Origin of the sequence: Brevundimonas sp., assembly GCF_036400995.1 — a bacterium.
Classification (GTDB): Bacteria; Pseudomonadota; Alphaproteobacteria; order Caulobacterales; family Caulobacteraceae; genus Brevundimonas.
On sequence record NZ_DASWWG010000045.1, the window covers coordinates 1 to 26,590 of the forward strand.

General features: G+C 68.9%; 27 protein-coding genes and 1 tRNA gene. 9 read left to right on the forward strand and 19 right to left on the reverse strand.

Annotation, left to right across the window (positions count from 1 at the left end):
• On the forward strand, positions 1–1,200 hold a 1,200-nt coding region (locus VGE03_RS06180), incomplete at its 5' end, for a polyhydroxyalkanoate depolymerase (RefSeq protein ID WP_331045600.1).
• Positions 1,166–1,882: a SprT family zinc-dependent metalloprotease gene (locus VGE03_RS06185; protein WP_331045601.1), complete on the forward strand. Its 717-nt coding sequence runs from the start codon at positions 1,166–1,168 to the stop codon at positions 1,880–1,882. The genes VGE03_RS06180 and VGE03_RS06185, both read left to right, overlap by 35 nt.
• On the opposite strand, the gene VGE03_RS06190 is transcribed toward VGE03_RS06185, so the two are convergent.
• Complete coding sequence (locus tag VGE03_RS06190; protein WP_331045602.1) at positions 1,879–3,990, reverse strand: PBP1A family penicillin-binding protein; 2,112 nt, start codon at positions 3,988–3,990, stop codon at positions 1,879–1,881. The two genes, VGE03_RS06185 and VGE03_RS06190, sit on opposite strands and share 4 nt — an antisense overlap.
• 119 nt (positions 3,991–4,109) lie before the next feature.
• Positions 4,110–5,051 (reverse strand): alpha/beta hydrolase, encoded by a 942-nt coding sequence (locus tag VGE03_RS06195; RefSeq protein WP_331045603.1) that lies wholly within the window; start codon positions 5,049–5,051, stop codon positions 4,110–4,112.
• A 114-nt stretch (positions 5,052–5,165) separates the two neighbouring features.
• Between VGE03_RS06195 and VGE03_RS06200 the strand changes: the two genes are divergently transcribed.
• Positions 5,166–6,284, forward strand: a complete 1,119-nt coding sequence (locus VGE03_RS06200) for an aromatic ring-hydroxylating dioxygenase subunit alpha (RefSeq protein ID WP_331045604.1) — start codon at positions 5,166–5,168, stop codon at positions 6,282–6,284.
• 94 nt (positions 6,285–6,378) lie between these two features.
• On the opposite strand, the gene VGE03_RS06205 is transcribed toward VGE03_RS06200, so the two are convergent.
• Together VGE03_RS06205 and VGE03_RS06210 are read right to left on the reverse strand one after the other, a co-directional pair.
• The gene (locus VGE03_RS06205; RefSeq protein WP_331045605.1) at positions 6,379–7,044 is read right to left on the reverse strand and encodes a TetR/AcrR family transcriptional regulator; all 666 of its coding nucleotides are present in this window, start codon (positions 7,042–7,044) and stop codon (positions 6,379–6,381) included.
• Between the two features lie 191 nt (positions 7,045–7,235).
• Entirely contained in the window at positions 7,236–9,092 is a 1,857-nt protein-coding gene (locus VGE03_RS06210) for a cation:proton antiporter (protein WP_331045606.1), read from the reverse strand.
• Positions 9,093–9,245: 153 nt separating this feature from the next.
• Between VGE03_RS06210 and VGE03_RS06215 the strand changes: the two genes are divergently transcribed.
• Entirely contained in the window at positions 9,246–11,369 is a 2,124-nt protein-coding gene (locus VGE03_RS06215; RefSeq protein ID WP_331045607.1) for a M13 family metallopeptidase, read from the forward strand.
• 407 nt (positions 11,370–11,776) lie between these two features.
• Here VGE03_RS06215 and hisS read toward each other — a convergent pair whose 3' ends face one another.
• The 5 genes from hisS to VGE03_RS06240 all read right to left on the reverse strand — a co-directional run bounded on the left by hisS (position 11,777) and on the right by VGE03_RS06240 (position 16,548).
• Positions 11,777–13,255, reverse strand: a complete 1,479-nt coding sequence (gene hisS / locus VGE03_RS06220) for a histidine--tRNA ligase (RefSeq protein ID WP_331045608.1) — start codon at positions 13,253–13,255, stop codon at positions 11,777–11,779.
• A gap of 91 nt (positions 13,256–13,346) precedes the next feature.
• Entirely contained in the window at positions 13,347–14,585 is a 1,239-nt protein-coding gene (locus VGE03_RS06225; protein WP_331045609.1) for a DUF418 domain-containing protein, read from the reverse strand.
• 74 nt (positions 14,586–14,659) lie between these two features.
• Complete coding sequence (locus tag VGE03_RS06230; protein ID WP_331045610.1) at positions 14,660–15,229, reverse strand: phthalate transporter; 570 nt, start codon at positions 15,227–15,229, stop codon at positions 14,660–14,662.
• Positions 15,226–16,104, reverse strand: coding sequence for a 3-hydroxybutyryl-CoA dehydrogenase (locus tag VGE03_RS06235; protein WP_331045611.1), 879 nt, complete (start codon positions 16,102–16,104; stop codon positions 15,226–15,228). The genes VGE03_RS06230 and VGE03_RS06235 overlap by 4 nt, the downstream gene beginning before the upstream one ends.
• A gap of 126 nt (positions 16,105–16,230) precedes the next feature.
• Positions 16,231–16,548 (reverse strand): YggT family protein, encoded by a 318-nt coding sequence (locus VGE03_RS06240; RefSeq protein WP_331045612.1) that lies wholly within the window; start codon positions 16,546–16,548, stop codon positions 16,231–16,233.
• A gap of 168 nt (positions 16,549–16,716) precedes the next feature.
• On the opposite strand from VGE03_RS06240, the gene VGE03_RS06245 reads away from it, so the two are divergent.
• Positions 16,717–16,792, forward strand: a tRNA-Ala gene (locus tag VGE03_RS06245).
• A gap of 53 nt (positions 16,793–16,845) precedes the next feature.
• The gene (locus VGE03_RS06250) at positions 16,846–17,802 is read left to right on the forward strand and encodes a rhodanese-related sulfurtransferase (RefSeq protein ID WP_331045613.1); all 957 of its coding nucleotides are present in this window, start codon (positions 16,846–16,848) and stop codon (positions 17,800–17,802) included.
• A gap of 3 nt (positions 17,803–17,805) precedes the next feature.
• Here VGE03_RS06250 and VGE03_RS06255 read toward each other — a convergent pair whose 3' ends face one another.
• The 6 genes from VGE03_RS06255 to VGE03_RS06280 all read right to left on the reverse strand — a co-directional run bounded on the left by VGE03_RS06255 (position 17,806) and on the right by VGE03_RS06280 (position 21,681).
• Positions 17,806–18,189, reverse strand: coding sequence for a hypothetical protein (locus VGE03_RS06255; protein ID WP_331045614.1), 384 nt, complete (start codon positions 18,187–18,189; stop codon positions 17,806–17,808).
• Positions 18,186–18,464, reverse strand: a complete 279-nt coding sequence (locus VGE03_RS06260; protein ID WP_331045615.1) for an HPr family phosphocarrier protein — start codon at positions 18,462–18,464, stop codon at positions 18,186–18,188. Before VGE03_RS06260 ends, VGE03_RS06255 begins: the two co-directional genes overlap by 4 nt.
• Positions 18,461–18,865 (reverse strand): PTS sugar transporter subunit IIA, encoded by a 405-nt coding sequence (locus VGE03_RS06265; protein WP_141625548.1) that lies wholly within the window; start codon positions 18,863–18,865, stop codon positions 18,461–18,463. The genes VGE03_RS06260 and VGE03_RS06265 overlap by 4 nt, the downstream gene beginning before the upstream one ends.
• 89 nt (positions 18,866–18,954) lie before the next feature.
• Positions 18,955–19,374, reverse strand: coding sequence for an HPr kinase/phosphatase C-terminal domain-containing protein (locus VGE03_RS06270; protein WP_331045616.1), 420 nt, complete (start codon positions 19,372–19,374; stop codon positions 18,955–18,957).
• A complete protein-coding gene (locus VGE03_RS06275) occupies positions 19,374–21,008 on the reverse strand; it encodes a HAMP domain-containing sensor histidine kinase (protein ID WP_331045617.1) in 1,635 nt (544 codons plus the stop codon). Before VGE03_RS06275 ends, VGE03_RS06270 begins: the two co-directional genes overlap by 1 nt.
• Complete coding sequence (locus VGE03_RS06280; RefSeq protein WP_331045618.1) at positions 20,977–21,681, reverse strand: response regulator transcription factor; 705 nt, start codon at positions 21,679–21,681, stop codon at positions 20,977–20,979. Before VGE03_RS06280 ends, VGE03_RS06275 begins: the two co-directional genes overlap by 32 nt.
• A gap of 177 nt (positions 21,682–21,858) precedes the next feature.
• Between VGE03_RS06280 and VGE03_RS06285 the strand changes: the two genes are divergently transcribed.
• Positions 21,859–23,574 carry a hypothetical protein gene (locus VGE03_RS06285; protein ID WP_331045619.1) on the forward strand — a complete coding sequence of 572 codons (1,716 nt, stop codon included), beginning with the start codon at positions 21,859–21,861 and terminating at the stop codon, positions 23,572–23,574.
• 14 nt (positions 23,575–23,588) lie between these two features.
• Here VGE03_RS06285 and VGE03_RS06290 read toward each other — a convergent pair whose 3' ends face one another.
• Positions 23,589–23,921, reverse strand: a complete 333-nt coding sequence (locus VGE03_RS06290; RefSeq protein ID WP_331045620.1) for a zf-TFIIB domain-containing protein — start codon at positions 23,919–23,921, stop codon at positions 23,589–23,591.
• Positions 23,922–24,033: 112 nt separating this feature from the next.
• Between VGE03_RS06290 and VGE03_RS06295 the strand changes: the two genes are divergently transcribed.
• The gene (locus tag VGE03_RS06295; RefSeq protein WP_331045621.1) at positions 24,034–24,504 is read left to right on the forward strand and encodes a PaaI family thioesterase; all 471 of its coding nucleotides are present in this window, start codon (positions 24,034–24,036) and stop codon (positions 24,502–24,504) included.
• Here the strand turns inward: VGE03_RS06295 and VGE03_RS06300 are convergent.
• Genes VGE03_RS06300 through VGE03_RS06310 form a run of 3 tightly spaced genes read right to left on the reverse strand, consistent with a single transcriptional unit; the run spans position 24,501 to position 25,992 of the window.
• Entirely contained in the window at positions 24,501–25,157 is a 657-nt protein-coding gene (locus tag VGE03_RS06300) for a glutathione S-transferase family protein (protein WP_331045622.1), read from the reverse strand. The genes VGE03_RS06295 and VGE03_RS06300 overlap by 4 nt on opposite strands.
• Positions 25,157–25,651 (reverse strand): SRPBCC domain-containing protein, encoded by a 495-nt coding sequence (locus VGE03_RS06305; protein ID WP_331045623.1) that lies wholly within the window; start codon positions 25,649–25,651, stop codon positions 25,157–25,159. The genes VGE03_RS06300 and VGE03_RS06305 overlap by 1 nt, the downstream gene beginning before the upstream one ends.
• Positions 25,651–25,992, reverse strand: coding sequence for a metalloregulator ArsR/SmtB family transcription factor (locus tag VGE03_RS06310; protein WP_331045624.1), 342 nt, complete (start codon positions 25,990–25,992; stop codon positions 25,651–25,653). The genes VGE03_RS06305 and VGE03_RS06310 overlap by 1 nt, the downstream gene beginning before the upstream one ends.
• 91 nt (positions 25,993–26,083) lie before the next feature.
• Between VGE03_RS06310 and VGE03_RS06315 the strand changes: the two genes are divergently transcribed.
• A complete protein-coding gene (locus VGE03_RS06315) occupies positions 26,084–26,461 on the forward strand; it encodes a hypothetical protein (RefSeq protein WP_331045625.1) in 378 nt (125 codons plus the stop codon).
• Positions 26,462–26,590: the final 129 nt, after the last annotated feature.

Sequence of the window (26,590 nt, forward strand, 5' to 3'; positions counted from 1 at the left end):
AGCTCTCCGTTCAATCCAGCCGCGGACACTGCCATCGGGCGGACCGCCTACGCCTCGGCCGAGGTGTTCGAGAGCCTGACGCGCCGTTACGGCAAGCCCGCCTGGAGGCTGGAGACCGTCGACATCGACGGCCACCCGGTGCGCACGACCGAGCAGGTCGTCTGGTCCTCGCCCTGGTGTCGGCTGGTGCGCTTCCAGCGCGACGCGGGCGATCTGAAGAAGGCGGGCAAGCCGTCCGACGCGCCCGCCGTTCTGATCGTGGCGCCCCTGTCGGGCCACTACGCCACCCTGTTGCGCGGCACGGTCGAGGGCTTCCTTCAGGACCACGACGTCTATGTCACCGACTGGGCCAACGCCCGTCAGGTTCCGATGCTGGAGGGGCGGTTCGATTTCTCGGACTACATTGACCACGTGCGGACCATGCTCGGCGTCATCGGCCCGCGGGCCCACGTCGTCGGCGTCTGCCAGCCCGGACCGCCGGTGCTGGCCGCCTGCGCCCTGATGGCCGAGGACGAGGATCCCAACCGGCCCGCCTCGATGACCTTCATGGGCTCGCCGATCGACGCCCGCCTGTCGCCGACGGTGACCAACCAGCTGGCGGAGGAAAAGCCGTTCACCTGGTTCAAGTCGAACATGATCCACACCGTGCCCTGGCCCTATCCCGGCTTCGGACGGCGCGTCTATCCGGGCTTCGTCCAGCTCTACAGCTTCATGTCGATGAACGAGGACAAGCACATCGACGCCCACCGCCGCTATTTCGAAAGCCTGGTCGAGGGCGACGGCGACGGCGCGCAGAAGCACGAGGAATTCTACGACGAGTACCTGTCGGTGCTCGACCTGTCGGAAGAGTTCTATCTCCAGACCATCGACATCGTCTTCCAGCAGCACCTTCTGCCGCGCGGCCTGCTGGAGCACCGCGGCCGCAAGGTCGACCTGGCCGCCGTGACCGACATCGGCCTGATGACCGTCGAGGGCGAGAAGGACGACATCTCCGGCGTCGGCCAGACCCAGGCCGCCCACGTCCTGACGCCCAACATCCCGAACGAGCGCCGCGTCCTCTACGTCCAGTCCGAGGTCGGCCACTACGGGGTCTTCAACGGCCGCCGCTTCCGGGACGAAATCTATCCGCGCGTTCGCGACTTCATCGCGGCCAACGAGGCTCTCTGTGCAGTACCGGAACGGCCAGCGACTGCCGCCTGAGGCGCTCGGGGTCCCGGTCAGGCTGTCGGTCAATCCGCGCGCCCGACGCCTGTCGATCCGCATTGACGGCCGCGCGGGCGAGGCCGTGCTGGTCGCCCCGTCCGAGCGCAAGCTGGGCGAGGTCGTCGCCTTCGCCCGCACCAGGGCCGACTGGATGCGCGAGCGGCTGGCCGAACGGCCGGACAGCGCCCCGCTGGAGCCCGGAGCCGTGGTGCCGCTCTACGGTCGCCCGACCCTGCTGGTCGCCACGGGCGGCGCCGGGGCGGCACGCCTGATCGACACCGCCGACGGCCCGGTGATCCAGTCCGGCGGCGAGGGTGAAGCCTTCTCCCGCCGGGTCGAAAACCTGTTCAAACGCCTGGCCCGGCAGGTGCTGACTGAGCGCACCGAGCATCACCTGAAGACCCTCGGCCAGCGCCCCGTGACGGTGTCGATCGCCGACACCCGCTCGCGCTGGGGCTCGTGCAGCCCGCACAACCGGTCGATCCGCTACAGCTGGCGAGTCATCCTCGCGCCCCCCGCCGTGGCCGACTATCTGGCCGCGCACGAGGTCGCCCATCTGGTCCACGCGGATCACAGCCCGGCCTACTGGTCGGTCGTGCACGGGCTGGTCGGCGACCACCGCCCCTACCGCAAATGGCTGCGGGACCACGGCCCCGCCCTGCACGCGGTCGGGCGCTAGAAGAACAGCGGATCCGACTTCTTCTCGGGCTCAGGCTCCGGCCGCGGCTCCTCACGACGCGGCGGCTGGGGCTGGGTCGGACGCACCACCGGCGGGGTCTCCGGGCGGTTGGGCGCGGTCGGACGCTGGGCCGGCTGCGGCTCGATCAGCCGCTCGTCCAGGGGATCGGTGGCGCCGTCGCCGGGCGGGTTGTCGCCGAACAGATCGCCGATCTGGCCGATCAGACTCTCGACCGGGCTGGGCGGCTGCCAGCCTTCCGGCATCGGCGGGCCGTCCGGGATCGCCGGGGCGTTCAGACGCGGCAGGGCCGCCTCCATGAAGTTCCGCCAGATGGCCGCCGGAGCCGAGCTGCCGGTCACGCCGCGCATCGCGGTGTTGTCGTCCTTGCCGACCCAGACGGCGGTGACGAAGCCGCCGGTGTAGCCGACGAACCAGGCGTCCTTGTAGTCCGAGGTGGTGCCGGTCTTGCCCGCCAGATCGCGGCCGCTGATCGCCGCGCCACGGCCTGAGCCGGAGGTGATCACGCCCCGCATCATCTGGTTCATGTAGTAGAGGTACGGGTTGCTGATCGCCTGCACCGGGCCCTCGGCGCGGCTGGCGCGCTGGTAGATCACGCGGCCTTCCGGCGTGCGGATGCGGCTGATGCCGTAGGCCTGCACGCGGCGGCCGCCGTTGGCGAAGGCGTCATAGGCCTGGGCCATCTCCAGCGGAGACACCTCGACCGCGCCCAGCGCCATGGCGGGCTCCAGCCCGATGCGGCTGGTGATGCCCAGACGACGCGCCGTGCGGGCGACGTTGTCCCGGCCGACCTGATCCGCGACTCCGGCGGCGACCGTGTTGGTCGACTGCGCCACGGCGTTGGCCAGGGTCATTTCCCCGTTGAAGGTCCCCGAATAGTTGCGGGGCGACCAGTTGCCGATGCGGATCGGGGCGTCGTTCACCCGGGTCTCGGGCGTGTAGCCGCTCTCGACCGCCGTCAGATAGACGAAGGGCTTGAAGGCCGAACCGGCCTGACGCCGCGCTTCGGTGGCCCGGTTGAACTGGCTGTCGGCATAGGAGCTGCCGCCGATCATGGCGCGCACCCGGCCCTCGCCGTCCAGCGCGACCAGGGCGGCCTGTTCGACGCCCTTGGACCTGTCGCGGTCCAGAATGCGACGCACCGCGCGCTCGGCCTGGGTCTGCAGGGTCAGGTCCAGCGTCGTCTCGACGATCATGTCCTCGGTCGGCTCGCCGACCAGTTCGCGGATCTGCCGGTCCAGCCAGTCGATGAAGTACTGGGCGTGCTGGGTCGCGAGCGTGCGCGAGACGCGGACCGGCTCGGTCACGGCCTGGGCGCGCTGCTCCGACGTGATGACGCCCGCGTCGACCATCTCGTTCAGGACGACGGTGGCGCGGTTGGCGGCGCGCTCGCTCTCGGACACCGGCGAGTAGCGCGACGGGGCCTTCAGCAGGCCGGCCAGCAAGGCCGCCTCGCCGACGGTCAGCTGCTTGGCGCTCTTGTCGAAATAGCGCTGCGACGCCGCCTCGATGCCGTAGGCGCCCGCGCCGAAATAGACCCGGTTCAGATACAGGGCGAGGATCTCGTCCTTGGAGAATTTCATCTCCAGCCACACGGCCAGCATCAGCTCCTGGACCTTGCGCTTCATGTTCTGGTCCGGGGACAGGAACAGGTTCTTGGCCAGCTGCTGGGTCAGGGTCGAACCGCCCTGCACCACGCGGCCCGCGCGCATGTTGGAGACCATCGCCCGGCTCATGCCGATCGGGTCGAAGCCGGGGTGGTGATAGAAGCGCCGGTCCTCGATGGCGATGAAGGCCGCCGGGACATAGTCCGGCAGGGCATCGAGGTCCGCAGGCGGGGCCTGCTGGGTGCCGCGCACCGCGATCAGGGCGCCGTTGCGGTCCAGATAGGTGATCGAGGGCTGGCGATCGACATTGTAGAGGGTCGAGGTGTCAGGCAGGTCGCGCGCGAACACCGCGAAGAAGACGACCAGGAAGATGGCGCCCCAGACGCCCAGCACCGCGCCCCAGTAGAGCACGCGCTGAAGCGGCGTCCGCGCGGGCTTTTCGCCCCCGCCATTGCCCCGTCCGAAGCTGAACCCACCGGCCATCTGAACCTCACCCAACCCGCCTGACGGCCTTAGCCGATCAGGCGGCGCACGCAAACGCCCCGTCTGCCTTCACGGAACCGTGAGGACCATTTCGGCCGAAAGGATGACCGTTCAGGCCCCTATTCTAAAAACGCGTTCACCTCGGCGGCGAATACGGCCGGCTGGTCCAGCATGATGAAGTGGGCGGAGTCGTCGATCCGCTTCAGTTCCACGCCGCGGAGCCCCTGATAGGACATGCTGTAGATGGCGTCGGTGATCTCCGGCGTCATGCGCGGATCGTTGAACTTCACGTACAGCACCTCGGTCGGCGCGGTGATGTTGGCCAGCTCGGGACGCAGGTCCGTGACGATCAGTTCGCGGAACGAGGACGCGGCCACCTGCTGGTCGCTGGTTTCCATGTCGCGGATCGGTCCGGCGCGCAGGGATTCCGTCAGGATCATGCCGTTGATGGAGGCCGTGGCCTGGGCGTCATAGGCCGCACGCGGGCTGGTCGACATGCCAGCGTAGACCTGGTCCGCCACCGGGGCGACGCTTTCGGCGGTCGTTCCGGGAGGTCCGAACATCGCCCCCATGAAGGGCACCATGTCCACGACCATCAGCTTGCCGACGCTGTCCGGATGGCGGGCCGCCAGCATCAGGGCGATGGTGCCGCCCATCGAGTGGCCGATGACGACCGGCTTGTTCAGGCCCTGCTCGGCGATGTAGCAGGCCAGGTCTTCCGCCACGGGCGCGGCGACCGGCCCGGTGGCGTTGGCCTCGGCCGGGGCTCCGGCGAAGCCCTGCACATGGACCCGATGCACCCGGTAGCGGCCCTTCAGCTGTTCGGTCAGCGCCTCCCAGATTTCCGGCGAGGACGTCAGGCCCGGGATCAGGATGATGTCGCCCACCGGATGCTCCGGACCGTCCACGCGCACATGGAAGCGGCCCGACTCGAAGTCGGCGTGCTGATGCCCGTGCTGGCTGCCGTGGGCGGCATGGTCGCCGTGACCATGCTCCTGCGCCAGGGCAGGCGCGGCGATGCCGAGTGAAAGACAGGCGGCGACGGCGGTCAGGGTCTTCATGGCGCTTCCTCTGGGCGGGCCGGGCGCCCGCTGTTGTTCGTTAGTCGCCGCAGGGGGCGCGATTGGATGCGGCCGGTCAAGACTTCCCGTTCGACAGGCGCTAGGAGTGTCGCCATGACCCTCGCCGATCCCGCCCCGGTTTCTCCCAACGCGCCCGAAGCCAAGGCTCCGCCGACCGCCTTCGGCAAGGGCTTCGTGCTGGACACCTGGTATTTCGTCGCCCTGTCACGCGACGTGAAGCCGGAGTCGCTGAAGCGCTACGAGCTGCTGGGCGAGCCGGTGCTGGTCGGCCGCACCAGGGCCGGGCAGGTGTTCGCCATGCGCGATATCTGCCCCCACCGCGCCGCCCCCCTGTCCGCCGGCCGCGTGGTCAACAAGCCCGGCGAGGGCGAGACGGTCGAATGCCCCTATCATGGCTGGCGCTTCCGTCCGGACGGCGTCTGCGCCTCCATCCCCTCGCTGGTCGAGGATCAGGCCTTCGAGGCGAGCCGGATCAAGGTCCGCGCCTATCCCGTGCGCGAGAGCCAGGGCCTGGTCTTCGTCTGGATCAGCTCCGACCCCCGCGGCGGTGGCGAGCCCGACCACGAGCCGCCGCAGTTCCCCGGCGCCGTCGGGGAGGCCAAGCTGGTCGAGTGGATGGATTTCGACAGCCACATCGACCACGCCGTCGTCGGCCTGATGGACCCCGCCCACGGCCCCTATGTCCATCAGCAGTGGTGGTGGCGGTCCGAGCATTCGATGCACGAGAAGGCCAAGGCCTTCGAGCCGCGCGAACTGGGCTTCTCCATGGTGCGTCACGCCCCGTCGTCCAACAGCCGCGCCTACAAGATCCTGGGCGGCGCCCCGGCGACCGAGATCACCTTCCGCCTGCCCGGCTATCGCTGGGAGCATATCCAGGTCGGCCCGAAGCAGGTGCTGGCCCTGACCTGCCTGACCCCGGTCACCGAGACGAAGACCCGCATCACCCAGATCTTCTGGTCCGATCACTGGGTCTTCGATCTGGCCAAGCCCTTCCTGCGGATGGGCGTCGTCGCCTTCCTCAAGCAGGACGGCGGCATGGTGAACCTGCAGAACGAGGGCCTGCGCTACGACCCGGCCCTGATCTGGATCGACGACGCCGACAAGCAGGCCAAGTGGTACCAGCAGCTGAAGCGCGAGTGGGGCAAGAGCCGCACCGAGGGTCGACCGTTCGAAAACCCGGTGAAGCCCGCCACGCTTCGTTGGAAGAGCTGAGGCTCTTCGGAGCGCTATCGCTCGCTGCCTGAGCGAAAACGACAAAGGCCGCGGCTCTCGCCGCGGCCTTCAATCTGTCAGCCTGACGCCGCGCTTACTGACGCGACAGGGCGCCGGCCAGGATCACGTCGATCTGCTTGGCGATCTGGGCGGTCAGTTGCTCGATGCCCCAGCCGTCGTAGGCGGCGTGGCGGTAGTTGGCGACGTAGGCGCCGTAGACCAGTTCACCCAGCAGGCGGACGTCGGCGTCCTGGCGCACTTCGCCTTCGGCGACAGCGGTCTGCAGGATGTCCGCGACCACGCCGGTGACCGGACGCAGGGCGGCGCGGCTGCGCATCTCGGCGGCGACCGGCTGGAACCACGAACGCGACACCACGGCCTGCACCAGCGGCAGGTGCTCGAGCTGGGCGTGGTAGGCGGCGGTCAGGGCGGCCAGCAGACGACCGCGCACCGAGTTCTCGGCGGCGACGGCGGCCTTCAGCGCATCGGCCAGACGGGCCATGTCCTCGGCCAGGACGGCCTCGAACAGTTCAGCCTTGTCCTGGAAGTTGGCGAAGACGGCGCCCGTCGACATTCCGGCGCCCTTGGCGATGTCCCGGATGGTCGCCGGCTCGTAGCCGCGCTCGGCGAAGAGGGTGCGGGCCGCGTCCAGAACCTTCTGGCGGGTGCGCACCTTGGCGGCTTGGCGACGGTTCAGGCGGGGGGCTTCAGCCTCGACGTCCGAGGCGGTGAGGGCGGAGCTCAGGGCGATATCTCGCATGGAAAACGGTTACTCGACTAAGCAGCGGGGAGACCGCCGGCACGAAAGAACGCCTGGAAGGCAGGGAATCAGGACGCGGGAAGAGCGCCCCTTGGCCCGACCGGTGGCCGGCGAAGGGGGCACTCATCACGCAACGATGACCAAATTGGGGTGCACAGATTAACAGCGACGATAGTTGCTGGGTTAACGGCTCAGCTTTGCTGTTCCGTCGCACCGGATCGGCGGTTTGTTGACCTGAGCGCCCGGGGGAGGCGCTCCCGTTTACTGTCGGGCATGGCTTCTTGGAACAATTTCCTGAACCGGTCGCGCCGTTCATGAATGGAGGCGAGGACCAGTCCCATCGGTACGCCGAGGTCGACCAGGGTGTTCTCGGCCAGTTGAAGACTGGCCTCGGTCGTCTCAGGCACGGCGTCCGTCACGCCCAGCCGATACAATCTCTCCGCGTGTTTCGAATCCCGGGCGCGGGCGATCAGGATGAGGTCCGGCCTCAGCGACCTCGCCGCCGCCACGACCTCGTCAACCTTGGCGGGAGCATCCATCGTAACCACCATGGCGCGGGCCTTCTCGATGCCGCAGCGCTGGAGCATGTCGGCGTTTCCGGCATCGCCGTAGAAGACGTTCGACCCCTCGGCCCGCCCCTTGGCGACCGTCGAGGCATTGGCGTCCACAGCCACGAATTTCTGTCCGTGTTCGGCCAGTAATTCCCCGACAAGCCGCCCCACCCGGCCGAAGCCGACGATGAGAACCTGCCCCTCCACCGACGGCGGTTCGAGGGCCTCTGACGGAAGATCGGGTTGAGTTGGCGCCACCCGTTTCGCAAGACGATCCGCAAACATCGCCATCAACGGTACAGTAAACATACTTATAGTCGCGGCCAGCATCACGGTCCCGGTGAAGCCCGGAGAGGCGATTCCCTCGACCATGCCGGCGCCGAGAATGACGAAGGCGAACTCCCCCGCCGGCCCCAGAACCAGCGCCGTCTCGATCGCCGTGCGGTTCTTCACGCCCCAGAGGCGGGCCACGCCGTAGATCAGCGCGGCCTTGAACAGGGTCAGCAGCAGGGCCAGCCCGAAGACGGCGACCGGATCGGCCGCCACCGCATCAAGGTCCAGGCCGATGCCGACGCCGACGAAGAACACCCCCAGCAGCAAGCCCTTGAACGGCTCGATCGAGACTTCCACCGCCCGGCGGAACTCCGTCTCGGCCAGCAGCAGGCCGGCGACCAGAGCCCCCAAGCTCATCGACAGGCCGGCCGCCTGGGCCGCCAGGCCCGCGCCGACCACGACCAGCAGGCAGGCGGCGACGAACATCTCCTGCCCCTGCCCGCGCGCCTGCGCCCTGGCCACCGACCGGAACAGGGGCCGCAGCACCAGTCGCCCGAGGAAGACCAGCAGTCCCAGGCCGATCGCGGCGGGCACGAGGGTGAACAGGGCGGGCCCCAGAACGGCCGGATCGAACTCGCCCTCGGCGGCGCCGCCTTGGGCCAGCGCGGCCAGCACGGTCACCGTGATCAGGATGGGCGCCACGGCCAGATCCTGGGCCAGCAGGATGGAGAAGGTCGTCCGGCCCGCCGCTCCGCCCAGCCGCCCCCGCTCGGCCATCACCGGCATGACCACGGCGGTCGAGGACAGGGCCAGCCCCATGCCCAGCACCGCCGCGGACACGAGCGCCTGCCCCATCAGCATGAACACGACCGCCAGCCCGACCGTACAGACGACGACCTGACTGAGCCCCAGGCCGAACACCAGGCGGCGCATGGCCTTGAGCCGCTCCCACGACAGCTCGAGCCCGATCATGAACAGCAGGAAGGCCACGCCCAGTTCGGACAGGGAGCGGATCTGGCTGGCGTCCGATATGGTCAGCCAGCTCAGCCAGGGAACCGTGTCGGCGAAACGGGCCAGGCCGTCGGGACCGAGGCAAACCCCTGCCGCAAGAAAGCCGAGAACCGGGCTGATCTTCAGCCGGTTGAACAGGGGGACCACCACCCCGGCCGCCGCCAGGAAGACCACCAGGTCCTTGTATTCGCCGCCGCCGCCGTGAGTCGCCATTCGCCCTCCGTACGGTTCAGCCTACAGGCTGAAACGCCGCTGCGTCTGGGTTTCCGTCGTATCATGACAAAAAATTCAGACGACAGCCCCTGATGCGGGCGTAGGGTCCGCGCCGACCCTTCCAGTTGGTGAAGAGAAGTCCGGAACCCGAGAATGAAGAAGCTGCTTATCGGCGCCGCCATGGGCGCGCTGCTCCTGCCCGCCGCCGCCCAGGCGCAGGACCATGACCACACCTGCATCGATGAGGCCTGCACGGTCTTCGAACTGTTCCAGGTCCCCGCGGAAGGCGCCGCCGTCCAGGGCTTCCAGGGCACCGTCGCGCCGCGTTACGGCACCTGGGGCTTCGACCTGAACGGTCGCGACACCTCGGTGAACCCGGGCGACAACTTCATGCGCTACGCCAACGGCGCCGCGCTGGACCGCATGCAGATCCCGTCGGACCGCACCAGCTACGGCTCCTTCGCCCTGCTGCGCGAACTGTCGGACAACCGCGTCAAGGCGATGATCGAAGGCCTGGTGGCCCGCACCGATCTGGCGCCGGGCTCGGATGAGCAGAAGATCGCCGACGCCTACCGCTCGTACATGGACGTGGCCCGCATCGAGGCGCTGGACGCCCAGCCGCTGCAGCCCTACCTGGCCGCGATCCGCGCCGCCGACACCCACGACAAGATGGCCGTCTACATGGGCCAGAGCCAGGGCCGCATCGGCGCCTCGATCTTCGGCACCGGCATCTCGATCGACCAGAAGGCGCCGACCCGCTACGTCGTCTCGACCGGCCAGTCGGGCATCGGCCTGCCGAACCGCGACTACTATCTGGAAGCCCGCTGGGCCGAGAAGAAGGTCCTGTACCAGGCCTACGTCGCCCGCATGCTGGGCATGATCGGCTGGGCCAACCCGGAACAGGCCGCCGCTGACATCGTGGCCTTCGAAACCCGCATCGCCGAGGCCCACTGGACCCCGATCCAGAACCGGAACCGCGACGAGACCTACAACGAGTACACCATCGGCCAACTGGCCCAGGAAGCCCCGGGCTTCCCGTGGCAGGCCTATTACGACGCCGTCGGCGTGGGCGAGGTTCCGCGCCTCATCGTCCGCCAGGACACCGCCATGCCCAAGATCGCGGCGATCTACGCCGAGACCGACATGGCCGTGATCCAGGCCTGGCAGGCGTTCCACACCGTCGATGACGCCGCCGGCCGCCTGTCGCAGCGCTTCTCGGACGCCCAGTGGGAGTTCCGCTCGCGGGACCTGAACGGCCAGCCGGCCCAGCGTCCGCGCGACAAGCGCGGCATCAGCTTCGCCGAAGGCATGCTGGGCGAGGCCGTCGGCCGCCAGTACGTCGCCGAATACTTCCCGGCCGAGTCCAAGGCCAAGATGGAAGAGCTGGTCGCCAACCTGCGTCGGGCCCTGTCGCACCGCATCGACAACCTGAGCTGGATGAGCGCCGAAACCCGCGCCGCCGCCCAGGAGAAGCTGGCCAAGTTCACCGTCAAGATCGGCTATCCGAACAAGTGGCGTGACTACTCGGCGCTGGAAATCCGTCCGGACGACCTGTTCGGCAACGGCGAGCGTGCGGGCCTGTTCCAGTGGCAGTACCAGCTCAGCCGCCTGAACCAGCCGGTGGACAAGGACGAGTGGGGCATGACCCCGCAGACCGTGAACGCCTACTACAACTCGGCCAACAACGAGATCGTCTTCCCGGCCGCCATCCTGCAGCCGCCCTTCTTCGATCCGGAGGCTGACCCGGCCGTCAACTACGGCGGCATCGGCGGCGTCATCGGCCACGAAATCGGCCACGGCTTCGACGACCAGGGCTCCAAGTCCGACGGCGACGGCGTGCTGCGCAACTGGTGGACCCCGGCGGACAAGTCGAACTTCGAAGCCCTGACCACCCGTCTGGGCGCCCAGTACGACCAGTTCGAACCGATCCCGGGCTTCCACGTCCAGGGCGGCCTGACCATGGGCGAGAACATCGGCGACGCCGCCGGCGTGGCCGTCGGTCTGGAAGCCTACCACCTGTCGCTGAACGGTCAGCCTTCCCCGGTTCTGGACGGCGTGACCGGCGACCAGCGCTTCTTCTACGGCTGGGCCCAGGTCTGGCAGTCGAAAATGCGCGACGACGCCCTGCGCAACCAGATCGCCACCGATCCGCACAGCCCGGCCGAGTTCCGGGTCATCGGCCCGGTCCGCAACGTCGACGCCTGGTACGCCGCCTTCGATATCCAGCCGGGCACCAAATACTACCTGGCGCCGGAAGACCGCGTCCGCATCTGGTAAGCGGATCGTCCTGAAAGACAGAAAGGCCGGGGCTCATGCTCCGGCCTTTTTTGTTGGCCGCGGACCGTCGGCCTCTCCGGGGGCGCGGTCCGGCGCTTCGCGCGGGCTGATCGTCAGACGGCGGTGACGGCGCGCGCTCAAACAGCGAGCGACCGCGTCGCGAGCGTTAGCGCCAGGAAAACGGACAATAAAAAAGCCCGCCGCGGGGGATACATCGCGGCGGGCTTTCTTTCGCTCTTGTCGAGCGGACGTTTCCTCCCCGAAACGCCTCCGGGATGCGGCTGCGCATGGCGCTGCGCTTCCCGAGTGCGTCAGAAAGACGACAATTCACGCCGCAAGTCAATCAAGACCCTGACGTCGTGAGGGATTTTTCCTTTGTTATCAGCGATAACTCACGCAGCTGTGCGTCAGTGACCGACGATACCCCGGACGGTCGACACAAGTTCAGCGCGAGGCACGACCTGCTGGCCGGGCCGTTCAGCCCGCCAAGCCTCGTTGTCGGCCACGCCCGCGGCCAACATCCGCCCCGCATCGAGGTCCTTGATCGTGACCGTTCCCGCCGCGATCTCGTCGCCGCCAAGGATAATGGCGGCGGGCGAACCCCGACGATCGGCGTACTTCATCTGCGGACGCATCCCGGCCCGACCCAGATAGAGCTCGGCCGCGATCCCAGCGTTGCGCAGCTCGGATACGGCGTCGAGGTAGTGCTGCATGTCGGCGTCGGAGAAGGCGATCACGACCACCGGGCCGCGCACCGCGTCCTCGTCGCCGCGTCCGGCGGCGCGCAGGGCCGAGGCCAGACGCGAGACGCCGAACGAGAAGCCGGTCGCCGGGAGGCGCTCGCCCGTGAACCGGGCCACCAGATCGTCATAGCGGCCGCCGCCGCCGATCGAGCCGAAGCGCACGGCGCGCCCCTTCTCGTCCGTGGTCTCCAGCAACAGCTCGGCCTCGAACACGGCGCCGGTGTAGTACTCCAGGCCCCGGACGATGGTCGGGTCGAAGCGGACGGCGTCCTGGCTGACCTTCATGGCGTTCAGGGCCCGGTCGATGGCCGCCAGTTCCTCAAGCGCGCCTTCGCCGATGGCGCCCAGCCCGCCCGCGCGGGCCACGGCCTCCAGCGTCTCCGCACGGCTCAGCGCCGCATCCCCCGCCGAAGCCAGGAAGGCCTCGATGGTCGAGGCCACGCCCAGCGGCAGCTGCGCACCCTTGGTGTAGTCGCCGGACTCGTCCAGCCGCCCCTCGCCCAGCAGGGCGGCGACGCCCTCCCAACCCAGACGGTCGAACTTGTCGATGGCGCGCAGGGCGGTCAGCTTCTGGCCCGCATCCGTGATGCCGCCCGCCTCGAACAGGCCGTCGAACAGCTTGCGGTTCGAGACGCGGATCACCGCCTGTCCCGGCGCCAGACCGGCGGCCTGCAGGCCCTCGCAGGCCATGGCGATGATCTCGGCGTCCGCCTCGGGACGGTCGGAGCCCACGGTGTCGGCGTCGCACTGGACGAACTCGCGGAAGCGGCCCGGGCCGGGCTTCTCGTTGCGCCACACCGGCCCGAAGGCATAGCGGCGGAACGGCTTGGGCAGCGTCTCCCAGTTCTGCGCCGCGAACCGGGCCAGCGGCGCCGTCAGGTCGTAGCGCAGGGCCATCCACTGATCGTCGTCGTCCTGCAGCGCCAGCACGCCCTCGTTCGGACGGTCGGTGTCGGGCAGGAATTTGCCCAGGGCGTCGACATATTCGAACGCCGGGGTCTCGAGCGGCTCGAAGCCCCAACGCTCGTAAACCTCCGACACCCGCTGCACGAGGCGACGCTCGGCGACGAGGTCGCGACCGCGACGGTCGGCGAACCCACGGGGGTTGCGGGCTTCGGGGCGGACGGGGGCGTTGTCGGTCATGCCGGGCTTTTAGAGGGACTGGGTTCGAGGTTCCAGATGTCAGGGCAAATCCCGCCCCCTTCCCTGAAACCTGATCCCGCTAACCTGGAACCTACTTCCTGAGCGGCACCCAGCGTCCATAGGTCAGACACCGCCACAGCCACTCGAACGGCCCCATGGTGAAGACCGACAGCCAGAGCGGCGACCAGATCAGCTGGGCGATCCAGACGCCTCCGACCACCAGCCAGAGCTGGGCCGGCGACAGCGTTCCATACCAGTGCGGCCCCCACGGCATGTAGAACAGCGAGGTCATGATCAGGGTCTGGGTCAGGTAGTTGGTGAACGCCATCAGCCCCACCGGCGCCAGCACCCCGGTGGCCGCCTTCAGCCCGAAGCGGGTCATCAGGATCAGCAGGCTGACGTAGGCCAGGGTGATCAGGGGGGCGAAGCTGCCCAGCACGCCGGCCATCCCCTTCGTCGGGTCCGGCGCGCCGTGCGGCGCCGCGTAGAGCTGCCAGTCGTACCAGCCGAAGGCCGCCAGATTGGCGCCGCCGATCAGCAGCATCAGCACATAGACCCAGGTCGGCGACCGGCCGGTCAGGAACCCGGCCTTGAACAGACCCAGCCCCAGCAGCATTAGGCCGGCGGTGATCGGGATCAGCGTCAGGCTCATCAGCTGCAGGAAGACCGCTGCCTTCAGGTTCTCGACCTGGGCGCCCGGCCAGCCGGACTGATAGGCCTGGATGATCGCCGTCAGTTGCTCGGGCGTCGTGCCGAACGGATTGCCGCCCTGCGCCGCACCGCCCTCGGGCGCGCCCGACGCCATGCCCGTCAGCAGCATCGTAACCGCTGACACCAGGGCGAAGACCGCATTCAGGGCCGCCCCCGTCCAGATCAGTCGCCGCGCCGACCACGACCGCGCGATCATCACCAGCAGGCCGGTGTAGGCGTAGTGCAGCAGGATATCGCCGAACCACAGGGCGAAGCCGTGGATCAGGCCGAAGAGCCCCAGCCACATCAGCCGGCGCGTCAGCAGCGGCCCGCGGGCGGCGTCGAACCGCTCGCCGCCGATCAGGAAGATCGACACCCCGAACAGCATGGAGAACAGCGAGCGGAACTTGTCCTGGAAGAAGACGTCCTTGGCCCATTCGGCCGCGATATTGGCGTGGTCATGCGCCCACTGGGGCGGCAGGGTCGGATCCATCTCCAGCGCGAAGGGCCAGGCGAAGGCGATGGCGTTGACCCCCAGGATGCCCAGGATGGCCCAGCCCCGCAGCATATCCAGAGTGAAGATGCGGTCCTTCGGCGCGATCGGCGCCAACCGGGCCGAGGCGGTGTCTGCCACGCTCATGTCTGAACTCCCCCGAGTGAGCGGGGAAGGTCGCCGCGCCGTCGGACGGCGTCAAACCAATTCGCTGTAAGGTTTCAGGCGGCGCCGTCGCGGCCCATCACGCCCAGACGATCCCGCACCTCGGGCTGGGGCGTGAAGGCGATGAAGGCCACGCAAAGTCCGGCCCACAGGGCGTAGGCGACGCCGATGACCACCGCGAAGGGCATGCCGCCGACGCCATAGATCAGAAGGGTCGTCTCGCTGCTGCCGACGCCCTCGCCCAGATTGGCGGCGTTCAGCCATTGCAGGACCACCTGCCCCAGGGCGAACAGGGCGGCCAGAACCACGGCCATCAGACCGCCGTAGAACATGAAGCGCCAGACCACGCCCAGACGGGTCGCCGGACGGCCGCCCATCCGACGCTCGCGCGCCAGCAGCCAGAGGATCGACGGCACGCCGATCAGGCCCAGGATGAACAGCTGCAGACGCCAGTCCATCTCCAGGCCGGGCATCCAATTGTGCGGCGGCCAGATCGCCAGGGTGATCCACAGCGGCGGCCAGAGGACGGCGAGCACCACCGCCAGGGCGGTGCGCTGCGGCTCACGCCGCCAGGTCACGCGCTGCTGGCCGGGGAAGTCCTCAGGCTTTTCGAGGCGCGGGATCATCGGGTCGGGACCGGGGTTTCGCCGGAATAGTCATAGAAGCCGCGGCCCGACTTGCGGCCCAGCCAGCCGGCCTCGACGTACTTCACCAGCAGCGGACAGGGGCGATACTTGCTGTCGGCCAGGCCGTCGTAGAGCACGTTCATGATGGCCAGGACGACGTCCAGTCCCATGAAGTCCGCCAGTTCCAGCGGTCCCATCGGATGGTTGGCGCCCAGCTTCAGCGCCTTGTCGATCGAGGCCACGTTCCCCACCCCTTCGTACAGGGTGTAGATCGCCTCGTTGACCATCGGGACGAGGATGCGGTTCACGATGAAGGCCGGGAAGTCTTCCGCGTTGGTCGTCGTCTTGCCGAGCGACTCGGCGAAGGCCACGGCGACCTCGTAGGTCTCGGCCGAGGTGGCGATGCCGCGGATGATCTCCACCAGCTTCATCACCGGCGCCGGCTTCATGAAGTGCAGGCCGATGAACCGTTCAGGCCGGTCCGTGGTCGAGGCCAGACGGGTGATCGAGATCGATGAGGTGTTGGAGGCCAGCAGGGTGTCCGGGCCGAGCAGAGGCACCAGATCCAGCAGGATCGCCTTCTTGACCGTCTCGTCCTCGACGGCGGCCTCGATGACCAGATCGGCCTTGGCGGCGTCGGCCAGGGTGGTGACCGGCACTATGCGCGACAGGGCGGCGTCGGCCTCGGCCTGGGTCATCAGACCGCGCCCGATCTGGCGGGCCAGGCTGGCCGCGATCGCGCCGAGCGCCTGCGGCGCGCGATCGCCCGCGGCGTCATAGAGTTTCACGTCAAAGCCGCCCGTCGCCACCGTCTGGGCGATACCCGCGCCCATCTGGCCCGCGCCGATGATGGCGACTGTCTTGATCGTGGTCATGAAGTCCGGTCGTCTGTCAGGCCAACGGCCCCGTGGGCGGGCACCTTAGGACGGTCGCCGAACGGTGCAAGCGCGGAACGTCGCGTAAACCGTGAAGACGGTCCGCCGTGACCTCCGCGCCGCGCCTCAGTAGGCGATCAGATTGAGCAGCGCCTGCTCGGATGCCGGCAGCAGGAAGCGCTGGATGCCCGAGATGATGATCCAGGCGATGATCGGGGTGATGTCGATGCCGCCCAGCGACGGAATGATCTGGCGCAGCGGGGCCAGCACCGGGCCGACGATCCGGTCCAGGGTCTCGGCCAGCGAGGCCACGAAACGGTTCCGGTAGTTGATGACGTCGAAGGCCAGCAGCCAGCTGAGCACCGCGTTCACGATCAGGGCGATCAGGAACAGGTTCAGCAGCGAGCCGATGATGAAGAACAGAAACCCGATGATCGCCGCCATGCCGCGAGGTGCTCCAGCCGTCAGTTGATCCGCGCTTCTAGCTGGACCGGAGCGCTATCGCCAACATTTCCCGCCATCCGCGCCGCCGGACGCATGCGACCGGTTGACACCACCGCCCCGCCGCTCGTATGTCGCGCGCTCGCCTGCACCCGGCCAGTCCGGGTTTGGGGGGCCGTAGCTCAGTTGGTAGAGCGCGTCGTTCGCAATGACGAGGTCAGGGGTTCGACTCCCCTCGGCTCCACCAATCCTCTCGCGAGGATTGGCACTCAGGACAGGACCGACGGTCCCGATCACCGCATGACCCAACCGTTCCGCATCGCCGCCCTGTACCGGTTCGCCCGGATCGGGGATCGCGAGGCCGTTCAGACCCGTCTGAAAGCCCTGTGCGAGCCGGATGTGCGCGGCATTCTGCTGGTGGCCCACGAGGGGCTGAACGGAACCATCGCGGGGCCTCCGGCGGCGATCGACAGGGCTCTTGACGGCATTCGCGCCCTGCCCGGCTTCGAGGCGCTGGAGGTCAAGTTCGCGACCGCCGACACCATGCCCTTCCACCGGATGAAGGTGCGCCTCAAGGCCGAGATCGTGACCATGGGCGAACCGGATCTCGACCCGGCGGCCAATGCCGGGACCTATGTGTCCCCGGCGGACTGGAATGCGCTCATCGCCGATCCCGACACCCTCGTGATCGACACCCGCAACGACTATGAGGGCGAGGTCGGAGCCTTCGCGGGCGCCGTCCAGCCCAACACCCGCAGCTTCCGCGACTTCCCGGAGTGGTTCCGCACCGAGGGTCGCGCCCTGCTGGAGCGCGCCGGCACCGGGCTGAAGCCGCCGAAGGTCGCCATGTACTGCACCGGCGGCATCCGTTGCGAGAAGTCGACCGCCTTCCTCAGGGCCGAGGGGATCGATCAGGTCTTCCACCTTGAGGGCGGCATCCTGAAGTATCTCGAGACCGTGCCGGAGCCTGAAAGCCTGTGGCGCGGCGAATGCTTCGTCTTCGACGAGCGGGTCGCGGTCGGCCACGGCCTGTCGGAGGGCACGCACACCCTGTGCCGCGGCTGCCGCATGCCGGTCAGCCCGGAGGGACGCGCCTCGCCCCGGTATGTCGAAGGGGTCTGCTGCGACCGGTGCCATGACACCCGGACCGAGGCCCAGAAGGCCGGCGCCCGTGAACGCGCGCGCCAGATCGAGATCGCGGACAGGCGGGGCGTGGCGCATGTGGGCGCGATCCTGCCGCGTCCGGATGACGCCTGACGCTCACCCCCAGGGGGCGTTGGCCACCGGCTCGGGCGACGGCTCACACGCCGCGGAATCGAAGATGAAGGCCTGCCCGGGCACGGTGAAGCGCGCGGCATGGGTGCGCCACCAGTCGGCCGCGTCCGGCCGTTTGCGCGACAGCAGGTCGATGGCCCTGGCGGAATCGACCGCCCAGCCGGTTGTCTGACCCAGTCGTCCGGTCAGCCTGGCCCACCAACAGGACCACCGCCCCCATGGGCCGCTCAGGACGCCGCCGGTCTCGACAGTGACTTCCGTCAGGCAGATGAGCGGCAACTCCAGTCCGATCCAGGCGTCGCGAACCCATTCCGGCGCCTCGCCGGCGGGCCGCTGCACGATCGTGACCTTGAAGGCCGGCGCGTTCACTGGTCCTCGTCGAACTTCCGGTTCACCAGATCGGACAGGGCCTCGATGGCCTCGGCGGCGTCAGCGCCCTCGGCCTCGATGTGGACGTCGCAGCCGTTGCCGGCGCCCAGCATCAGCAGGCCCATGATCGACAGGGCGTTGACGGTCACCCCGTCGCGGGTGACCCGGATTTCGCTTTCGAAGCTGGAGGCCAGCTTGACGAATTTGGCGGAGGCGCGGGCGTGCAGGCCGCGCTGGTTGCAGATGCCGACGGTGGCGGCGACGGCGTCGGTCATTTCTCGCCCTGCAGGACCCAGCTGGCCACGGAGATGTATTTGCGGCCGGCGTCCTGGGCATGGGCCACGCAGGACTCGAGCGGCTCGCGACCGCGCACGCTGGCCAGCTTGATCAGCATCGGCAGGTTCAGCCCGGCGATGACCTCGGCGTGGGTCTCCTCCATCACCGAGATGGCCAGGTTCGACGGCGTGCCGCCGAACATGTCGGTCAGCAGGATCACGCCCTCGCCGTCGTCGACCGCGCGCGCGGCGTCGACGATATCGCGACGGCGACGCTCCATGTCGTCCTCGGGCCCGATGCAGATGGCCGCGACCCCGCGCTGCGGGCCCACGACATGCTCCATCGCCGAAAGGAATTCGGAGGCCAGCCCTCCGTGGGTGACGATCACCAGCCCGATCATGAAGGCTTCACCAAGACTTGCGCCCCCGCGTTCCGGCCGCTTCCTGAGCTGACCGCAAGCCGCGCGGAATAGCCCAAGTCCGCGCCGGGTTAAAGCCGGGCGATCGCGGCCGCGACCTTTTCACCCGCGGACGCCTCTCGCGGATCGAGCGTCAGCAAGGGGGTGGAAACCCCGAAAAGCGTGACGTTCCGGGGCTCCGGCAGGCGTTCGACGGGTTCGTGGACCAGATCCACGACCATCACGACCGGCGCCAGATCGAGCGCGCAGACCGGCAGAATTCCCACACCCCGCACCTCCATCCGCCCCCGGATCGTCTCCGGCGCGCGGGCGAACAGCCGCCCGCCGGACGCGAACAGGCAGGCGTAGTCGTCGGCCACAAGCCGCCAGCCGGTCTGGATCAGGCGCAGGGCCAGATCGCTCTTGCCGACGCCGGACGCGCCCCTCAGGGCCACGGCGCGCCAGCCGCCGGGCGCCCACCGGGCGACCACGGTGGCGTGTACGGGCTGCATCAGGGCCGCCGGACCGAGGGCGCCGCCGGCAGGGCGACCTCGAAGCGCGCGCCGGCCGGCCCGTCCGAACCGGGCCGGTTCTCCGCCCGCACCGTGCCGCCGTGCGCCTCGACGATCTGGCGCACGATCGACAGCCCCAGACCCGAGTTGGCGCCGAAGGCCGTGCCGCGCGGGCGCGAGGTGTAGAAGCGCTCGAACACCGTCTCGAGGTTTTCAGGCGGGATGCCGGGACCGTCATCATCGACGACGACGCGGATTTCCCGCTCGTCCAGATCGTCCCGCAGGAGGGCCAGACGGACCTCGCCGTCCGGCGGGCTGAACGAGCGGGCGTTGTCGATCAGGTTCCGGAACACCTGGCCCAGCGGCCCGTCGCGCCCGACGATCATCGCATGCTCGCCCGACGGCGGCGTGAAGACGACGCGCGACTCCCCCGGCTTCCGCCCGGCGTCATAGACGCTGACGATATCGGCCAGCAGGGCCGTCAGATCGACGGTGCGGGGCCGGTCGCGGTTGAGTTCGGCGTCGAGCCTTGAGGCGTTGGAGATGTCGGTGATCAGACGATCCAGCCGCCGCACGTCCTGCTGCAACAGGGCCGTCAGCTTCTCGCGCTGCGCCTCGGTCTTGACCAGCGGCAGGGTTTCCAGCGCCGACCGGATCGAGGTCAGCGGGTTCTTGATCTCGTGGCTGACGTCGGCGGCGAAGGCCTCGATGGCGTCCATGCGCGCCGACAGGGTTTCGGTCATCGATTCCAGCGACCGCGCCAGGTCGCCGATCTCGTCCTTCCGACCTTCCAGATCGGGCAGGGAGATGGCCCGGGCGCGCTGGAGGCGGACCTCGTCAGCCGCGGCGGACAGGCGCATCACCGGCCGGGCCACGAACAGGTGCAGCAACAGCGAACCCAGCAGGTTCACCGCCAGCGCGACCAGGGCGAAGGGCATCAGGGCCCGACGTTGGGCGCCGACCATCTCGTCGACATCCCCGGCCTCGAGGGTCAGCACGCCCAGCACCTGCTGGACGTGGCGAACAGGAATGGAGACCGAAACGATGCGGTCGCCGGACTCGTTTGTTCTGAGTTGGGCCTGCGGCTGGCCCTCCAGCGCGGCCTCGACCTCGGCGGCGAGGGCGAGACGGGCCTGTTCCAGCTTGCGGGCGTTGCCGGCCACGGCCTTGGCGTCGGGCCGCGCCTCGGGCGTGCCCGCCGGACGCGCCGGGGGCAGGGGCTGGCCGGGGATCGCCTCGGTCACCTCATAGCTGTCGGCGACGGGAATGCCGTCGACGTCGAACAGACGGGCGCGCTGACCGGCCGGGATGAAGTTGTCGCGCAGCCACCGGCTGGCCTCGATCGAGTCCAGATAGGGCGTCGGCGAACCGCGCGTGACCCCGATCTGGGGTTCGCCCAGCACCCGGACCAGCATCTCGGCCTGCCCCTTCAGCGTCTCCTGCCGGGCCTCGATCAGGCCGCGCTGCCACTCATTGAGCAGCAGGGCGCCGACGAACAGGATCAGGAGGCTGAGGAGGTTGAGGGCAAGGATCAGCCCGCCCAGACGCGACCCGCCGAACCGCTTGGGTCGGCGGGGTCGGTCCGCAGCGGGCGCGCCGGCCTCAGCTCTCGCGGTAACGGTATCCGACGCCATACAGGGTCTCGATCGCGTCGAACTCGGGATCGACGACCCGGAACTTCTTGCGCATGCGCTTCACGTGGCTGTCGATGGTGCGGTCGTCGACATACACCTGATCGTCGTAGGCGGCGTCCATCAGGTTGTCGCGGCTCTTCACGAAGCCGGGACGCTGGGCCAGGGCCTGAAGGAGCAGGAACTCGGTCACGGTCAGCTTGACCGGCCGGCCGTCCCAGGTGCTCTCGTGGCGCGCCGGGTCCATCGTCAGCTTGCCGCGCTTGATGGCCTTGTTCGAGTTTTCCGCGCTGGGCTCGGGCTCACCGCCGTCCGCGCCGGTCCGGCGCAGCAGGGCCTTCACCCGCTCGATCAGCAGGCGCTGGCTGAACGGCTTGTGGATGTAGTCGTCGGCGCCGAGGTTGAACCCGAGGATTTCGTCGATCTCCTCGTCCTTCGACGTCAGCATGATGACCGGAATCTGCGAGGTCTGGCGCAGGCGGCGCAGCACCTCCATCCCGTCCATGCGGGGCATCTTCACATCAAGGATCGCCAGATCCGGCGGCGTGTTCTCCAGCGCCTCCAGACCCGAGGCCCCGTCATGGTAGGCCGTGATCTTGTGGCCGTGGCTCTCGAGCGCCAGCGAAACCGACGCCACGATGTTCTCGTCGTCGTCCACCAGGGTGATGTTGGCCAAGTCGGCTCTCCTTGCAGTCTCGTCTTCCGCGTCATCAACGCACGGCAAGCGTAACCGTTCTACGTCATCGCGGTTAGATTACGGCGCCAAAAGATGGCGCGCCCTGTGCAAATCCGCAATGAAACCCGCCCTTAAAGTCTGGGGGCGCATGATGCGGACGAACTGAACGAGCGTCCCATGGCCGGTCCCGTCCACTACGAAGTCTATATCCGGAGGACCGCGCCGTCGTCGTGGGTCCTCGAGATCGCGACGGAACAGCGCTCCCACGCCATCGACACGGCCGAGGATCTGCTGCGCGACGGCTATGCGGCGGCGGTGCGCGTGACCAAGGAAACGCTCGATCCCGACACCATGGAGTTCAACAGCGTCACCGTCTTCACCCGGGGCGCGCCCGAGGTGCAGACCCGCAGGGTGATGGCCGAGGAGGACGCCGGGCCGCGGTGCGGGACCCCGCATGATCTCTATGCGCCGATGGCCCGCGAGCAGATCGGGCGGGTGCTGGAAGACTGGTTGCGCCGCCAGAGCGTGACCGCCTTCGAACTGCTGCATCGGCCCGACCTGGCCGAACGGCTGGACGCCTCCGGGGTCGAGCTGCAGCACGCGATCCAGAAGGTGGCCGTGCCGGAGGCGCAGGCCGACGGCAAGCCGGTGCACGACCTTGTCCGTCACTACCAACGGCTGGCGGACGCCACGATCGAGCGGCTGGTGACCACCGGACGCAAGAGCCGCTTCCCGGATCTGGAGCACCACTCCCTCGCCGACCTGGCCCATCGACTGGAAGGCCAGTCCGACCGGGCCTTCATCATGGGCGGCGTCATCGCCGGCGCCCTGGTCGAGCAGAAGGACGGGCGCAGCCGGCTGTCGCGGCTGATGGACCTGGCGGACCGGGCTCCGATGGACGGCCAGCCCCGGGCCATGGTGCTGGTGCCTATCGAACAGATTCTCTGCGAGATGCTGGGATCGCGCGGCGGACTGGCCGACATCCTCGGCCCGTCGCTGGACCAGGGCGCGGCCATGGCGGCGGTCGTCCGGATGGTCGCCCCGCGCGAGGTCGAGATTCTGGTCCGTCAGGACCCGCGCATGGCCCTGCAGATCCCGGCCGTGGAAGGTCCCGCGGCGCGACTGGGCGCCCGGATCCAGGCGGGCGAGTTCCCCCTGCTCTCCGCGGCGCTGGCGAGGATGGTCCTGCGCGAGTTGATGAGCCCGCGTCGTCTGCGGCCCAGTGATGCGGCCGGAGAGATCGACATCCTGCGCGCCCTCGCTACGGGCCTGACCGCGACGGCCGGGCGTCTGCTGACCCTCGAGGAAGTCCAGAACGCGTTCAACGAACGGTCCAAGGCCCTCGTCACCGCCGACTTCGTCGCCGCCTACGTCAAGACCTGCCGGACCGTCCTGTGCGAGGCGGAGGCCCTGACGCGACTGTGCGAGAACGTCACCGGCGTGGCCAACAAGCGATCGGCGGCGCGCTGGCTGTCGGCCTGCGTCAGTTCCCTGAGGTTCGAAAGCGAGATGCGGCAGACGGGCGGCCAGACCGCGGCCCAGAAGCTCGGCGTGCTCGCCAACCTTCAGCGGGCCGTGCGCGCGTGCGGTCTTTCGGACAAGGACGAGGGCGACATCACCGCCGCGATCGGCGCCGTCGGGGGCGTGGTCGAGGGCGAGGCGCGGATCGTCGCCATGCTGGCCCGCGCCCCGGCGCCGCCGCCCCAGAAGCTGTCGGTCCTGCTGCGGATGGCGGCGGGCGAGACCGCGCCGCTCGGCCCCGCCGCGGATCGCGCCAAGGCCGAAGCGATCAAGCTGTTCCGCGCGCCCGAGGCCCGCGCCGCCCTCGCAGCGGCGCCGGAGGCCCTGGCGCCGCTCAAGACCCTGATGAAGGCGGCCGGACTGGCGGCCTGATTTTCGGACGCGGCTTAGTCGAAGATGTCGAAGATGCTGTCGCGCTTCTTCTTTTTGTAGCGGTACTCGTCATCGCGGCGATAGCGGTCGTCGCGATAGCCGCCCTGATGGCCCCACGGTTGCTGGGCCTGCTGGGGCGGATAGGGAGCCTGGGGCTGCGGCTGGGGCGCCGGCGCGGCTTGCGGGGCCGAGGCGCGACCTTCGGCGGTGGCGGTCTCCATCAGCTTTTCCAGCTCGCCGCGGTCCAGCCAGACGCCCCGGCAGGTCGGGCACATGTCGAATTGGACGCCGCCGCGTTCCAGCGTCTGCATCGCGGCGTTGTCGTTGGGGCACATCAGAAGCGGCATGCGGGTCTCCTCGCGTTTCCTCACAGCTACGGTCGATGACGGAACTCGCCAAGCCCGCGCGGCGATCCGTCGCGTGCTTGCGGCGGGCCGTCGCGACCCCCACTGTCACGCCATGACCGATCTTCCCGCCACCACCGCCCACGCCATGGGCCGCATGCCCGGCAAGGACCTGCTGCAGGCCGTCATTGACGGTCGCATCCCGCCCGCCACCATCGGCGAGACCATGAGTTTCCGGCTGGTGGCGATCGGCGACGGCACGGCCGTCTTCGAAGGCGAGACCGGGCCGCACATCCTGAACCCGCAAGGCATGGTGCACGGCGGCTGGGCCCTGACCCTGATCGACAGCGCCACCGGCTGCGCGGCCCACACCACCCTTCCGGCGGGCGTCGGCTATACCTCGATCTCGACCCAGACCAACTTCACCCGTCCGATCACCGCCACCACCGGCAAGGTGATCTGCGAGGGCCGGGTGATCAACCCGGGCCGCCAGATCATCACCGCGGAGGCGACGATCCGGGACGCCGACGGCCGGCTGTTGGCCCACGGGCAATCGACCCTGATGGTGCTGCAGCCTCGCGGCTAGTCTTCAGGCAGGGGCGCGGGCATCAGGTTCCCGAACGGTGCGGCGTCTTCCAGCGCCCGAACGAAGGACGGCCGCGCCGTCAGCCGGGCGTGCCAGGCCCTCAGACGCGGCCGGTCGCCGAACGGGACCAGTCTCCGGGCGTAGGTCAGCAGCGGGGCCGCGCCGCAGTCGGCGAGGGTGAAGACCTCACCCGCGCCCCACGTCCGCCCGTCCGCCAGCCGGGCCTCCAGCATATCCCAGGCGCTCTCCAGCTCGGCCGCATCCTGCGCCATCGCCGTCTCGTTCGGCGTACCGGCGCGGCCCAGACGATTGAAGACGATCCGGTTCATGTTGCCGCCGACGTAGATGTCGAGGATCCGGTCGATGAAGCGCGCCTCGAGCGCGGCTTCAGGATCGGCGGGGACCAGCTTGCCGCCGCCTGCCAGCCGGTCGAGGTATTCGATGACGATGCTGGACTCGATCACCGTGCGACCCGCCGCTGTATCGATCAGGGCCGGCATCTTGGCGAACGGCGAGACGGCCAGAAAGCCCTCCATCGCGTCCGGCGACCCGTCGACCAGCTTCAGCTCATACGGCAGGTCCAGCTCGTACAGGGCCACGGCGGCTTTCTGGCCATAGCCGGAGTAGGGATGGGACCACAGGATCAACGACATCAGGCGGCCTCCTCCAGCTGGCGGGCGAGGTTCTCCAGCATGGCGGCGCAGCCCTCCTCGCGCAGGGGAATGTGACCGGCCCCGTCCGCGCCGAAATAGGCGCCCTGCTCGGTATAGGTCAGTTGCGTGCCCGCGCCGTCGGCGACCAGTTCGATGGTCGCCAGCGAGGCCGAGAACCGGATCCGTTCGCCGCCGACCTCGGTCCCCATGACATAGCTGAGGATCACCCGCCGGTTCTCGACGATGTCCAGGAAGAGGGTGTCGTTGAAGCCGGTGTCGTTCTCGGGCCCGCCGAAGCGATAGCGGCCGCCGCCGGCGCCGCCGACGCGGAAATCATGGACCCAGTCGTGGATCGTCGCGCCCGGCGCCTCGACGAACCAGCGGCGGAAGGCCACGGGATCGGCCCAGGCGCGGAACACCCGCGCGGGCGCAGCGTCGTAGCGGCGTTTCAGGACAAAGGTCCCGTGCGCGACAATCGGGGCTTCGGCGGTCATCACTTCTCCTCCTCGGGTTTCGTTTCGTCCAGAAAGACGCCCAGACGGTCGAGACTGCGCTCGACGGATATCCGCCGGGCGTTCAACCAGCGTTCTGCCGCGGTCAGGGCCTCGGGCTCCACGCGGCAGGTGCGGACCCGGCCGACCTTCTCCGAGCGCACCAGTCCCGCCGTCTCCAGCACCTTCAGATGCTGCATCACCGCCGACATGGACATCGGCAGGGGCGCGGCCAGATCGCTGACCGACATCGCTCCCGCAGACAGCCGCTCGACCAGCCGGCGGCGGGTCGGGTCCGACAGGGCCTGAAAGGCGAGATCCAGCGGTTCTTGATACTGAAGCATTCACTTAAGTATCTTGCCGCGACGCTCACCGCAACCCCGCGTTAATCGACGCGGCGCAGGCTCAGCGGACTGTCGTGTTGGGAGAGGCGCGATGTCGACCATGCAGACCGGCAGCTATCGCCGGCAACGGGATCATTTCGAGCCGCAGGACATCGATCCTCAGGAGCAGCGCCGCCTGCGCGGCCTGCTGGAGCAGATCGACTATGCGGCCTTCATCGCCAACCGCGAGGTGCTGGGCCACATGGTGCCCGGGCTGGACGCCGCTGTGTTCCAGAGGCTGGCGGTGATGACCGCCACGGCCCGCGGCAAGTGGGTGTCCGAAGGCCTGCGCCAGTCGGAGTCCGGCGCGCCGGCCACGGTCGATCAGGTCGCCCGGCTGACCGCCGCGCGCACCGCCTATGAGGAATTGGCCGAGGTCTATGAAGGCCTGCGCCGGATGGTCGAGCGCGGCTACATCAACCTGCGTTAATTCAGCGGCTGCGGCCGGGTGGCGATCGGCGCGTCGGGATCGGCCGCCGGGCGTTCGGCCGCGGTCGGCGGCGGGCCGGCGGGCTCGGCCTGGATCGGCGGCGCGGTGACCACCACGGCCGGCGGCGGC

Coding starts and splice junctions, on each gene's coding strand:
- hisS (WP_331045608.1), bottom strand. CDS start 13,255: ATGACCGACAACGCCCCCGTCCGCCCCGAAGCCCGCAACCCCCGTGGG.
- VGE03_RS06195 (WP_331045603.1), bottom strand. CDS start 5,051: ATGAAGACCCTGACCGCCGTCGCCGCCTGTCTTTCACTCGGCATCGCC.
- VGE03_RS06230 (WP_331045610.1), bottom strand. CDS start 15,229: ATGATCCCGCGCCTCGAAAAGCCTGAGGACTTCCCCGGCCAGCAGCGC.
- VGE03_RS06275 (WP_331045617.1), bottom strand. CDS start 21,008: ATGGCGTCGGATACCGTTACCGCGAGAGCTGAGGCCGGCGCGCCCGCT.
- VGE03_RS06225 (WP_331045609.1), bottom strand. CDS start 14,585: ATGAGCGTGGCAGACACCGCCTCGGCCCGGTTGGCGCCGATCGCGCCG.
- VGE03_RS06265 (WP_141625548.1), bottom strand. CDS start 18,865: ATGATCGGGCTGGTGATCGTCACCCACGGAGGGCTGGCCTCCGAATTC.
- VGE03_RS06205 (WP_331045605.1), bottom strand. CDS start 7,044: ATGCGAGATATCGCCCTGAGCTCCGCCCTCACCGCCTCGGACGTCGAG.
- VGE03_RS06210 (WP_331045606.1), bottom strand. CDS start 9,092: ATGGCGACTCACGGCGGCGGCGGCGAATACAAGGACCTGGTGGTCTTC.
- VGE03_RS06290 (WP_331045620.1), bottom strand. CDS start 23,921: ATGCCGCTTCTGATGTGCCCCAACGACAACGCCGCGATGCAGACGCTG.
- VGE03_RS06235 (WP_331045611.1), bottom strand. CDS start 16,104: ATGACCACGATCAAGACAGTCGCCATCATCGGCGCGGGCCAGATGGGC.
- VGE03_RS06285 (WP_331045619.1), top strand. CDS start 21,859: ATGGCCGGTCCCGTCCACTACGAAGTCTATATCCGGAGGACCGCGCCG.
- VGE03_RS06215 (WP_331045607.1), top strand. CDS start 9,246: ATGAAGAAGCTGCTTATCGGCGCCGCCATGGGCGCGCTGCTCCTGCCC.
- VGE03_RS06310 (WP_331045624.1), bottom strand. CDS start 25,992: ATGCTTCAGTATCAAGAACCGCTGGATCTCGCCTTTCAGGCCCTGTCG.
- VGE03_RS06305 (WP_331045623.1), bottom strand. CDS start 25,651: ATGACCGCCGAAGCCCCGATTGTCGCGCACGGGACCTTTGTCCTGAAA.
- VGE03_RS06240 (WP_331045612.1), bottom strand. CDS start 16,548: ATGGCGGCGATCATCGGGTTTCTGTTCTTCATCATCGGCTCGCTGCTG.
- VGE03_RS06300 (WP_331045622.1), bottom strand. CDS start 25,157: ATGTCGTTGATCCTGTGGTCCCATCCCTACTCCGGCTATGGCCAGAAA.
- VGE03_RS06250 (WP_331045613.1), top strand. CDS start 16,846: ATGACCCAACCGTTCCGCATCGCCGCCCTGTACCGGTTCGCCCGGATC.
- VGE03_RS06315 (WP_331045625.1), top strand. CDS start 26,084: ATGTCGACCATGCAGACCGGCAGCTATCGCCGGCAACGGGATCATTTC.
- VGE03_RS06200 (WP_331045604.1), top strand. CDS start 5,166: ATGACCCTCGCCGATCCCGCCCCGGTTTCTCCCAACGCGCCCGAAGCC.
- VGE03_RS06295 (WP_331045621.1), top strand. CDS start 24,034: ATGACCGATCTTCCCGCCACCACCGCCCACGCCATGGGCCGCATGCCC.
- VGE03_RS06190 (WP_331045602.1), bottom strand. CDS start 3,990: ATGGCCGGTGGGTTCAGCTTCGGACGGGGCAATGGCGGGGGCGAAAAG.
- VGE03_RS06260 (WP_331045615.1), bottom strand. CDS start 18,464: ATGACCGACGCCGTCGCCGCCACCGTCGGCATCTGCAACCAGCGCGGC.
- VGE03_RS06270 (WP_331045616.1), bottom strand. CDS start 19,374: ATGCAGCCCGTACACGCCACCGTGGTCGCCCGGTGGGCGCCCGGCGGC.